Below are 11,035 nucleotides of genomic sequence, written 5' to 3' on the forward strand. Positions count from 1 at the left end.
ACGCATCTAATTTTAAAGGAATCTCAGTCGTCAATGCATGGGATTTAGCACTTTGTTCAGTAGCTGGTGCTACAACGGTAACACGATAATATTGACTTAAATACGTCGCTAATTGGCGTAAGCCATCAGCTAAAATGCCATCATCGTTACACATTAAGATATGCATAGTCACTCCTATAGATTCTATTTTTTATTCTTATTCATATCTCCCATACGAGTTAATTTAACATCACCCAAGCCAACTGCTCTTGTATGTACCGTATGAGACCATTCCTTATTATGACGACGGAACCATCCTAAAATATTTACTGGAACCCATGAATATACAAAAATTGGATATAACAAATAGTAGAACCAGATTTTAGGTGGCACCTTAATTTTCAATAACACAATCAATGGGAATAGATATTGTCCAATACCTATGATTTGCCATACGGACATAGGCATAATTTGGTACAAAATATTGGTATAAATCGGTACATATGCATTGATATAAGAAAATACCAAATATACGGTCGTCAACAATAAGAAATATGGCTGACTCACTTGCAAAATACCATCCAAAATAACAATATTACCTTGCTTAATTCCCGCTGCAAATAGTTTAGGAATATAACGATCTGCACAATCAAATTGACCTTGTGCCCAACGCAAACGTTGTTTACAAGAAGCCATCATAGTTGTTACTTTTTCATCATACACGATAGCATCATGAGCCCATGTCGTCTTAATACCATGTGTTAATAACTTCATAGAGAACTCCATGTCCTCCGTTAAGCTTGTACAATCCCATCCGTATTCTTTAATAATAGATGTACGAATACACATACCCGTTCCGCCAAGTGCCGTTGATAAACCAATACGATATTTGGCTAAATGCCACATATGGTTAACCATCCAGAACATGATGGAGAAAGTACCCGCAACCCATGAATCTGTAGGGTTTTTGGAGTTAAGATACCCTTGAATAACAGATTCACCTTTTTCGAGGTGATCATTCATCTCTAACATAAATTGAGGGTGTACCAAGTTGTCAGCATCAAAGATGAGGAATGCATCATATTTCCTATCCATTTTATCCACGCGGTCAAACATCCACCCCATGGCATACCCTTTACCAACCTCTTCTTTGTTAAAACGTTCGTGTACATTAGCTCCTGCGGCACTGGCCACCTCAGCCGTTTTATCAGTACAGTTATCTGCTACAACAAAAATATCATACAAATCGTCTGGGTAATCTAAACCTTTTAAGTTTTTTACGAGCTCTCCTACTACAGCCTCTTCATTATGAGCACACACAACAATGGCGAATGAATTTTTTGGCGTATAGTTTTTATGAACTCGAGACCGCCACATACCTATAACGGCAAGTACGAAATAATAAACCGTATAAATTACGATTATTACCTGCATAGGGATCAATATCAGATCCAGTAGGTAATCCATAAGACAAACCTCCACAGTCTATTTGCGCACTATATTCAACGCCGTATTAAACAGACCAAACAACACATAACCAGTAAAAATCATAACAGCCCATGTATGCCAATCATATACCAATGCAGCAATGATGATGAGAGCAACCAATGCAATAGCAATTTTGCTAATGCGAACTGCACTCTGACCTTTAAAGTCAGGATATTTTACTTCACTAACCATTAAGATACCAACAAGAATCATGGACACAAACAAAACTAGCTGTGGGACTTGCACACCACATAAAATATAGGTAGCCGCTAAACAACCTGCTGCTGGAATAGGAAGACCTTCAAAATAGCCGTGAACTTCATCCGTTTTAATATTAAAACGAGCCAAACGAAAAGCGCCTAAAACAGCAAAGGCTAATAACGGAATATAACCGAGCCAGCCTAGTCCTTGCAAATCATTAACATACAGCATATAAGCAGGGGCAACGCCAAATCCGACTACATCGGATAAGGAATCTAATTCACGCCCCATAGGACCTGCTACGCCTAATGCACGTGCCACACGCCCATCTAAACCATCTGCAATCAGTGATAGTATCACACAAATAGCCGCCCCAAAGGTATTGCCCGTAGCAGACAATGTAATGCCGATAACACCAAATGCTAAATTAGAACTAGTAAATAAATTTGGAATAACTGATTTATTCATGACGAAGCCTCCCGATAATCGTATCCCCACCAGTAATATGCTGACCTTTTTCAATGCAAATCTCTACATTTTTATCCATGTAAATTTCAGTACATGAACCAAACTTAATCATACCATATAACTGGCCACGTTGTAATACACTATCAAGATCTGTCCAAGAAACAATACGACGAGCTAATAAACCTGCAATTTGTGTGACGAGTACTTCTGTTTTATCGTTTTCTATACAAATTGTATGACGTTCATTTTCAAACCCCACATCTTCTTTGAAAGCAGGTAAAAAACTCCCCATCGTATAATGACGATATGTAATTTTACCTTCAATAGGAGCTCGATTGGCATGCACATCAAAAACAGATAAAAAGATTGTTACCTTTTTACATTCTCGATGTAAATACAAATCTTCATATACATCTTCAATTTCCATTACCTTGCCATCAGCTGGAGATAAAATAGCATCCGGGTCAGTAGGAATGTTGCGTTTTGGATTTCTAAAAAAGTTCACAAAAAATAATGCCAAAATAAATGTAATGATTGCGATACTATAATATCCAAAATACACCGCTATAATCGTAATGAAGAGCATCACTCCGATTAAAGGAAATCCTTCTTTTATTATTGGTCCTGTAGGCACAACTAAACTCCCCTATTTATTCTTAATAACAGTCCACATAAACTTTGGTATAGCCAACATTCGGCCTATACGTTTAGGTTCCAGATATAATCTATATAACCATTCTAAACGATTACGTTGCATCCAATGAGGTGCGCGTGGAATATTTCCAGCCAATACATCAAAAGACCCTCCTATACCAATGGCTACAACGCCTTGTAAAGAGGATAGTTTTTCTGAAATCCATTGTTCCTGTTTTGGCACACCTAATGCAACAAATACGAGCTTAGCACCCGAAGTTTTAATATCGTTAATAATACGTTGTTCCTCTGCTTCATCAAAGAACCCATCATGGATGCCAGCTATATTAATAGTACCATACATTGCTTGTAAATTAGAAACTGCTTGTTGTGCTACACCAGGCGCAGCACCTAAACAATATATGGGGATTTGATTGCTTACAGCTTGTTTAAACAATTCTTTGGTAATATCAACACCAGTAACGCGTTCAGGCACTCTTTCACCCATGCGTTCCGCTGCCCATAATATACCAGCTCCATCAGGAACAACTAAACTAGCGGAATTCAAGATCCCGTGTAACACGGGATCCTGATTGGCTAGCATAACCATTTCAGCATTGGCAGTTGCTACAAGATGTAGCCCTGATTGCTTCGTCATCTCTATAATTTTTGAAACTGCTTCGTCCATAGTGATGCAATCAATAGGGACGGATAATACCGAAATACGTTTACTCAAAATAATACTCCATTATAAACCACTATAGTTCGGTGCTTCTACGGTGATACTTACATCATGTGGATGACTTTCTTTCAAGCCTGCTGCCGTAATTTGAATAAATTGAGTGTTTTCAATCATTTCTTTAATATTATGGCAACCACAGTATCCCATACTTGCACGTAAACCACCAACCATTTGGAAAATAGTATCTGCCAACATACCTTTATAAGGTACACGACCTTCGATACCTTCAGGAACTAATTTTTTAGCTTCTGATTGGAAATAACGATCTTTACTACCAAGCTTCATAGCCCCTAAGCTACCCATACCACGGTATACTTTATAGGAACGACCTTGGTAAATAACAGTTTCTCCTGGGCTTTCATCAGTACCAGCAAGAATATTACCCATCATAACAACATTGGCACCAGCTGCAATCGCTTTCGCAATGTCGCCAGAATATTTAATACCACCATCAGCGATGATTGGAATACCATAACGTCTTGCTACTTGAGCGGACTCATAGACAGCAGTGATTTGAGGTACACCAATACCAGCAATGACACGTGTTGTACAAATAGAGCCAGGTCCAATACCAATTTTAACAGCATCTGCACCAGCTTCAATAAGAGCCTCTGTACCAGCTGCCGTTGCCACATTACCAGCAATAACCGGAATATGTGGATATGCTTGTTTAATTTCTTTTAATGTACGCAACACACCTGCAGAATGACCATGAGCAGTATCGACGATGATAACATCGGCTTTGGCTGCTACGAGAGCATCTAGACGATCATACATATCTTTAGAAACACCAACAGCAGCACCAACTAATAGACGGCCGCTAGCATCCTTTGCAGAATTAGGATATTTTGTAGCTTTTTCAATATCTTTAATAGTGATTAAACCCTTTAAATTACTATCTTTATCAACTAATGGTAATTTTTCAATACGATGTTTGCTCAAAATGGATTTAGCCATTTCCAAGGAAGTACCTTCAGGAGCTGTAACTAAACCTTCACTTGTCATACATTCGCCAATTTGACGGGATAAATCAGTTTCAAAACGCATATCGCGATTTGTAATGATCCCTACTAGTTTACCATGTTCTGTAATAGGTACACCAGAGATTTTATATTTGCGCATCAACTCTTCTGCATCAGAGAGAAGGTTCTGAGGGCTTAGGAAAATCGGATCAACGATAACACCATGCTCAGAACGTTTAACTGTATCAACTTCATGAGCTTGTTCCTCGATGGACATATTTTTATGAATAACACCCATACCGCCTTCACGAGCCATGGCAATGGCCATACGGGACTCAGTAACAGTATCCATACCAGAACTAATCATTGGGATATTTAGTGAAATATCACGTGTTAATTGTGTCTTTAAATCTACTTGATATGGTAATACATCAGATGCAGCCGGCACTAACAATACATCATCAAAAGTCAATCCACGCATACCGAATTTATCGTCTCTCATTTGTTTTTCCTTTCTCGTATAATAAAAAACAAAACTACGACCCATTCTAGCCCAGTGGGCTAGAACGGATAATCGTAGCTTTCATTAGCGTTCAGACCGCAAAATGCCGCCTTCCATAAACTCATCTTTTTTCATATCAACAAAAATAACCTTAACTGCTTCTGCAGGAACCTTTACGATGTCTACAGTAGCCTTAGTGATAGCTTCACCTAATTGTTTCTTTTGTTCTTTTGTACGACCTTCAACGAGTTCAACATGAATTAATGGCATATGGCACCTCCATAGATACAAAAATATTGTTTTTTATATTATACGAGAATAGGCCGTTATATACAAGGGGAAAACCTAGATAAAACCTAGTATTATCGCACCTTATAGAATTATTAGCCCTACCTCTTAATTATACAATATTCTAAGAAATTTTTCACCAAATCTTTTTGATAATTCTTCTTTCATTTGAATTTCTAGTTGATTGATGCCAAATTCTCGAATATATAACAGCACATCATTACGCGCTGCCACTAGTATATCTATATCTTTTATGATATTAGCTACCCGTAAATCAGGTAATCCTGATTGCGCAAGTCCAAACAATTGGCCAGATCCACGCAGTAATAAATCTTGTTCGGCTAATTCAAATCCATCTTGCGTGGATTCCATCAACCGCAACCGCTCTTGACTGACATCGCCCTTTGAATCACTAACCAAAATACAATACGCCTGAATATCACCACGTCCAACGCGGCCTCGTAATTGGTGTAATTGGGATAATCCAAAACGCTCAGCCCCTTCTATGCACATAATCGTCGCATTAGGAACATTAACGCCAACCTCTATAACGGTTGTAGACACGAGCAATTGAATGCGTCCATTATGAAAAGCTTGCATCACCTCGTCCTTTTCTTTTGGATTCATACGCCCGTGAACAAGGCCCACTTCAAAGCTTTTATAAAAATAGTCTTTCAAGTCCAAAAAGAGTTCTTCTGCTGCTTGCAAATCAAGTTTTTCAGATTCCTCTACAAGAGGGCAAACCACATATACTTGATGACCTGCCGCCATTTCCTTACCAAAGAACACGCGCAATCGTTCTTTATATGAGCTATCTACAACATATGTCTTGACCGGTTTACGTCCTGGAGGCATTTCCTTAATAAGGGATACCGCTAAATCACCATATACAGATAGGGTCATTGTTCTTGGAATCGGTGTAGCCGTCATAATTAAAACATGAGGATACACCCCCTTATGTTGTAATGCGGCACGCTGATTAACACCAAAACGATGCTGTTCATCGATAATAACCAATCCTAAATTCTTAAATTGAACCTTGTCCTGAATGAGCGCATGGGTACCGATAATCAATTGAATGGTTCCATTTGCTAATTCCTCATAGATTCTATCCTTTTCTTTTTTAGGTGTGGATCCTGTAAGCAATACAATATTAATAGGCAAATTTTTACAAAATTCAGTTATTCCTTCATGATGTTGAGTCGCTAAGATTTCTGTAGGTGCCATGATAACAGCTTGGTATCCATTTTCTACGGCTTTTACAAGGCTCAATGTAGCTACAACGGTCTTACCAGAGCCTACATCACCTTGTAATAAGCGTTGCATAGGCCGCTCATCTTGCATGTCCTGTGAAATTTCTGTTACCGCCCGTTCTTGATCCCCCGTTAGCTGAAAGGGTAAATTCGTCCTACATTGTTCCATCAATGTACCATCTGGTTCCATCTTAGGCCCTACATGACATTGCTCTTTATTTCTAAGCAGAGCCAATCCAGACTGCATGATAAATAGTTCTTCATAGGCTAATTGATACCGTGCTTTTTCATGACTTTCACTACTTGAAGGAAAATGCATTTCTTTAAATGCATCATATCGCTTCATACTCGCATGATAATCCATGATTTCAGGCGGTAAAATTTCATCCATTGTATGATGCGCTTCGAACCAATTTCGAATCGATGCGCGCACCACATATTGAGAAACGCCATCCACCAAGGGATAAATAGGAACAATGCCCGTATCTGGCATAGCATCTGGCCCGAGATTTTCTATTTGCGGAGAATTCATCTGCATAGAACCATATTGAAATTCGGCCTTACCGTACGCATAGAGGCGCTGACCTTTTTTGTAAAAGTTCTTTTTATATCCTTGATTGAATAATACAATCTTCATCGGACCAGTACCATCTGTGATGATAACTTCTAAAATAGATAAGCGAGGCCGTGGACGTTTTTCCATAATGGATACGACAGTACCTACAACCCCCGCAGTAATACCAGTTTCCAACTCTTTGATGGAATAAATTTTACGTCTATCTTCATAGGAGCGTGGAAAATAAGCCAATAAATTGGATACAGTATCAATGCCTAATTTATGAAGTTGTTTTTCTCGACCTGGTCCAATTCCCTTAATAGAGGTCAGTGCTTCGTTCATTATAATGCCTCACATATAACATACTTAATGAATATAGTGAAAATATATCCATTTTTATATTTCTCTTGCCATATCTCATAGATTTCGACTACAATATTAGCTATAGTATACCAAATATTGTAGTATATTTCATAAAATATCAATGCATGTAGTAAAAACACTTGCTTAAACCTTGTCTTTATGATAATATACTTTTGTTATGTTATAGATTAAGCTTGGAGGTGGAAACTATGGCAAACCTTTGCGAAGTATGTGGCAAATCCACATCTAGCGGTATGAACGTGAGTCACTCTCACATTCGCACAAGAAAAACTTGGAAACCGAACATTCAAAGAGTACGGGCGGTTGTAGACGGTGCTACAAAAAAAGTAAATGTATGCACACGCTGCCTTCGTTCTAATAAAATTACACGCGCGTAAAATAAATAGTACATGTACTCTTAAACAAAAAGACCGTTACCAAATGGTAACGGTCTTTTTGTCGCCCTATTACAGCGTAATATTTGGAATAAAGTAATCTTTAAATAATTTTATAGCATATTGATCTGTTAATCCTGCCACATAATCGACAATATCAACAGTGGAATACACACCATTTCGTTCTACATAGGTTTCTATATCACCTGGATGCTCCATAAAGTATGTAAATAAATTTTTTACTACATGAGCGGCCTTATTACGGTCAGGAATTAATGCAGGTGCTAGATATACATTTTTAAACATAAACTGTCTAAAAACATTCATCGTGCTTTCAATAACAGCAGACATCTGAATCGCTGGCTTATCCAACGATTGTTCAACCATATCTTTCACCATGGCCGTAATCATACTAGACGGAGTATCGCCAAAATAAAATCGCACTTCTTCTGGTAAATCGTTAGCTTCTAGCATACCAGCCCGTTGTGCATCATCATAATCGTGACACAAGTACGCAATACGATCTACAATACGTATAATCTGCCCTTCTAATGTAGATGGTATGGTTGGTCCCGTATGGCCTAAAATGCCATCCCGTACTTCTTTTGTAAGATTAAGGCCTTGTCTGTTACCATGTTTCTCTAATACTTCGACCATGCGCAAACTTTGTTCATTATGGTTAAAATGGCCCACCATATCGCGCAGTGCATATTCTCCGACATGACCAAATGGGGTGTGCCCCACATCATGCCCCATCGCAATGGCTTCCACTAAATCTTCATTAAGTCTAAGAGCACGCGCAACAGTACGACCGATTTGTCCTACTTCAAGGGTATGCGTCATTCTTGTTCTATAATGGTCACCAGGTGCAATATATACTTGTGTCTTATGTTTTAAGCGACGAAAACACTTGCTGTGTATAATTCTATCCCGATCCCGTTGAAATGCGGTACGTAGTGGATCTGGTTCTTCATCAATATCGCGCAAGGCCATACTGCTTCTCGCCGCATAGGGAGATAAGATCATATCTTCTCGTTCTTCTATACGTTCTCTAATATTCATAGTACCTCTTTATCAAACATGTTAACAATATAATATTTAATAATAGGGAGGCTTGCGCCTCCCCTATTTATTTTCCGGCAGTCATGCGGTTTTTATCTACTAATTGCATAACAAGAGATGCTGTTTCTTCAATGGATTTGTTAGAAACATCAAGCACTTGGCAATGTAGACGACGCATAATAGCTTTTGCATATTCTAATTCAGAATTAATGCGCTCAATAGAGGCATAATTAGCCTCATCTTCTAAGCCTATAGCACGCAAACGTTCACTGCGGATATTATTCAATTTATATGGGTCAATAATCAACCCCACAATTTTCTTAGGCGGAATCTTAAATAATTCCTCTGGCAATGGCACCTCAGGAACTAGTGGTAAGTTAGCCGCTTTAATTTTTTTATACGCTAAAAACATGGATAACGGCGTTTTACTTGTACGAGATACACCGATAATCACAACATCAGCCTTTTCGAAGCCTGATGGGTTTTTACCATCATCGTATTTAACTGCAAACTCAATAGCTTCTACCTTTTTGAAATATTCTTGGTCTAGCTTATGAACCATACCAGCTGTCATACGTGGCTTGGTAGATGCCACTGTACCTACAGCATCCAATACAGGGCCCATAATATCAACAGCAGGAATATTATTCTCTGCCGCTTTTTCGTGTAAATAGTTCCGCAATTCTAACGACACAATTGTATGACAAATTACGTGATTACCATTTTTGGCATCTTGTATAATTTCATCAATTTGAGCCTTATCTTCAATATATGGGATGCGAACAATTTCAATTTGTTCCTTATCGTACTGACTTGCTGTTGCTCTCGCAACGGCCTCTGCAGTTTCGCCTAAGGAATCAGATATCGCATAAATAATTTTTTCTGCCATTCTTTATACCTCTTGTGTACTACATTCTAAAAACGCCTTAGTCACAGTTGTTTTAGATACACGTCCTACCACCTTTAATCGTTTCTTAGGACTGTCTTGTGATTCATCGTCTTCTCTAACTATAACAGGTAAACAATCGACTTCATAGTCAATCATTTTTTGCGCCGCCACAGCCAACGAATCTGATGGTTCTACGGTGATAACTTTGCTAACGGGTGTCATAATCATTGAGATAGGCATTGTATGTGCATCGGTTTGACCTATGGAGGCACGCAATAAATCCTTGCGTGATACAACACCTTGTAAATAGGAACCTTCGCAAACCAAAATCGTACCTACGTCCTCTGTAAAAATAGTCACGATTGTATCATATAGATTGGTCTCTGGCGATACGATAACGGCTTGTGAAAGCACATCATGTACACTATAAGACCTTAAAATTTCAGCAGTTTGGTCCTTTGGCGACAAGCCAATATAGTAATATCCTACATTAGGCCTTGCTTCGAGAACGCCAATCATAGTGAGCACGGCTAAATCCGAACGCAATGCAGATCGTGTCACATCCAAATGTTCCGCTATAGCGCTTCCCGTAACAGGTCCTTTTTCACGTACAATATGGGCTATTGCTTCTTGTCGTTTTGAAAGTTTCACACCCGTCCCTCCTTTCACATATAAATATTATATCCTATGTATCATTTTAGAAAAAGAGGAGGCGCTCTCGCCTCCTCTTTACATCATCAAATAAAGTATATCTTTATTACCATTCAAGGTCTTCTACATCTTGACGACCACGACCTGTAAGTGCATCCATCATCATGCGTTGCTCGATTTGAGCCACCATTTTCTTAGTATTTTTAACCGCATCTGGGTTAACAGAGATGGAATCAATACCACTCTTAACTAAGAATTCACAAAGTTCAGGGTAAACACTTGGTGCTTGGCCACAGATGGATACAGTTTTACCATCTTTATGAGCCACTTCGATAAGATGACGAATAGCTCTACGAACAGCTAAATTACGTTCATCATAAATGTGTTGGACTGTTTCATTATCACGGTCACAACCTAGAACAAGCATTGTCAAATCGTTAGAACCGATGGAATAACCATCTACGTATTTATTGAATTGGTCAGCTAAAATAATATTTGCTGGAATTTCAGCCATGAGCCAGATTTTAAAATCTTTACCGCGTACAAGGCCTTCTTGAGCCATCAAGTTAGTTACGAGTTCAGCTTCTTCAACAGTACGGCAGA

Annotated in this window: 13 protein-coding genes; 1 reads left to right on the plus strand and 12 read right to left on the minus strand. The window is 38.7% G+C overall.

Translation table 11 applies throughout. The features are described 5' to 3' along the window. The 8 genes from RYP29_RS07120 to recG all read right to left on the minus strand — a co-directional run. Positions 1–166, minus strand: a 166-nt coding sequence (locus tag RYP29_RS07120; RefSeq protein WP_311532758.1) for a 5'/3'-nucleotidase SurE, incomplete at its 3' end; no start/stop codon positions are given. A gap of 17 nt (positions 167–183) precedes the next feature. Next, a complete protein-coding gene (locus RYP29_RS07125; RefSeq protein ID WP_009661087.1) occupies positions 184–1,446 on the minus strand; it encodes a glycosyltransferase family 2 protein in 1,263 nt (420 codons plus the stop codon). Between the two features lie 18 nt (positions 1,447–1,464). Beyond that, positions 1,465–2,136, minus strand: coding sequence for a CDP-diacylglycerol--serine O-phosphatidyltransferase (gene pssA / locus RYP29_RS07130; protein WP_060807307.1), 672 nt, complete (start codon positions 2,134–2,136; stop codon positions 1,465–1,467). Further along, positions 2,129–2,770, minus strand: a complete 642-nt coding sequence (locus RYP29_RS07135) for a phosphatidylserine decarboxylase family protein (RefSeq protein ID WP_009661204.1) — start codon at positions 2,768–2,770, stop codon at positions 2,129–2,131. Before RYP29_RS07135 ends, pssA begins: the two co-directional genes overlap by 8 nt. Before the next feature lie 12 nt (positions 2,771–2,782). After that, on the minus strand, positions 2,783–3,505 hold the full coding sequence (locus RYP29_RS07140; RefSeq protein WP_005376335.1) for a WecB/TagA/CpsF family glycosyltransferase: 723 nt from the start codon (positions 3,503–3,505) through the stop codon (positions 2,783–2,785). A 12-nt stretch (positions 3,506–3,517) separates the two neighbouring features. Beyond that, positions 3,518–4,975 (minus strand): IMP dehydrogenase, encoded by a 1,458-nt coding sequence (gene guaB / locus RYP29_RS07145; protein WP_005379153.1) that lies wholly within the window; start codon positions 4,973–4,975, stop codon positions 3,518–3,520. Between the two features lie 84 nt (positions 4,976–5,059). Then, positions 5,060–5,245, minus strand: a complete 186-nt coding sequence (locus tag RYP29_RS07150) for a 4-oxalocrotonate tautomerase (RefSeq protein WP_005376374.1) — start codon at positions 5,243–5,245, stop codon at positions 5,060–5,062. A 126-nt stretch (positions 5,246–5,371) separates the two neighbouring features. After that, entirely contained in the window at positions 5,372–7,414 is a 2,043-nt protein-coding gene (gene recG / locus RYP29_RS07155) for an ATP-dependent DNA helicase RecG (protein ID WP_311532755.1), read from the minus strand. A gap of 230 nt (positions 7,415–7,644) precedes the next feature. On the opposite strand from recG, the gene rpmB reads away from it, so the two are divergent. Further along, positions 7,645–7,833 (plus strand): 50S ribosomal protein L28, encoded by a 189-nt coding sequence (rpmB, locus tag RYP29_RS07160; RefSeq protein WP_005386334.1) that lies wholly within the window; start codon positions 7,645–7,647, stop codon positions 7,831–7,833. Positions 7,834–7,902: 69 nt separating this feature from the next. On the opposite strand, the gene RYP29_RS07165 is transcribed toward rpmB, so the two are convergent. The 4 genes from RYP29_RS07165 to RYP29_RS07180 all read right to left on the minus strand — a co-directional run. Continuing rightward, positions 7,903–8,892: a deoxyguanosinetriphosphate triphosphohydrolase gene (locus RYP29_RS07165; RefSeq protein WP_311532756.1), complete on the minus strand. Its 990-nt coding sequence runs from the start codon at positions 8,890–8,892 to the stop codon at positions 7,903–7,905. Positions 8,893–8,959: 67 nt separating this feature from the next. Continuing rightward, positions 8,960–9,781 carry a pyruvate, water dikinase regulatory protein gene (locus RYP29_RS07170; RefSeq protein WP_005383529.1) on the minus strand — a complete coding sequence of 274 codons (822 nt, stop codon included), beginning with the start codon at positions 9,779–9,781 and terminating at the stop codon, positions 8,960–8,962. A 3-nt stretch (positions 9,782–9,784) separates the two neighbouring features. Continuing rightward, complete coding sequence (locus RYP29_RS07175; RefSeq protein ID WP_270524022.1) at positions 9,785–10,432, minus strand: helix-turn-helix transcriptional regulator; 648 nt, start codon at positions 10,430–10,432, stop codon at positions 9,785–9,787. Positions 10,433–10,538: 106 nt separating this feature from the next. Further along, a partial coding sequence (locus RYP29_RS07180) for a putative PEP-binding protein (protein ID WP_311532757.1) occupies positions 10,539–11,035 on the minus strand: 497 nt, incomplete at its 5' end.

Source organism: uncultured Veillonella sp. (assembly GCF_963534045.1).
Taxonomy (GTDB): domain Bacteria; phylum Bacillota; class Negativicutes; order Veillonellales; family Veillonellaceae; genus Veillonella.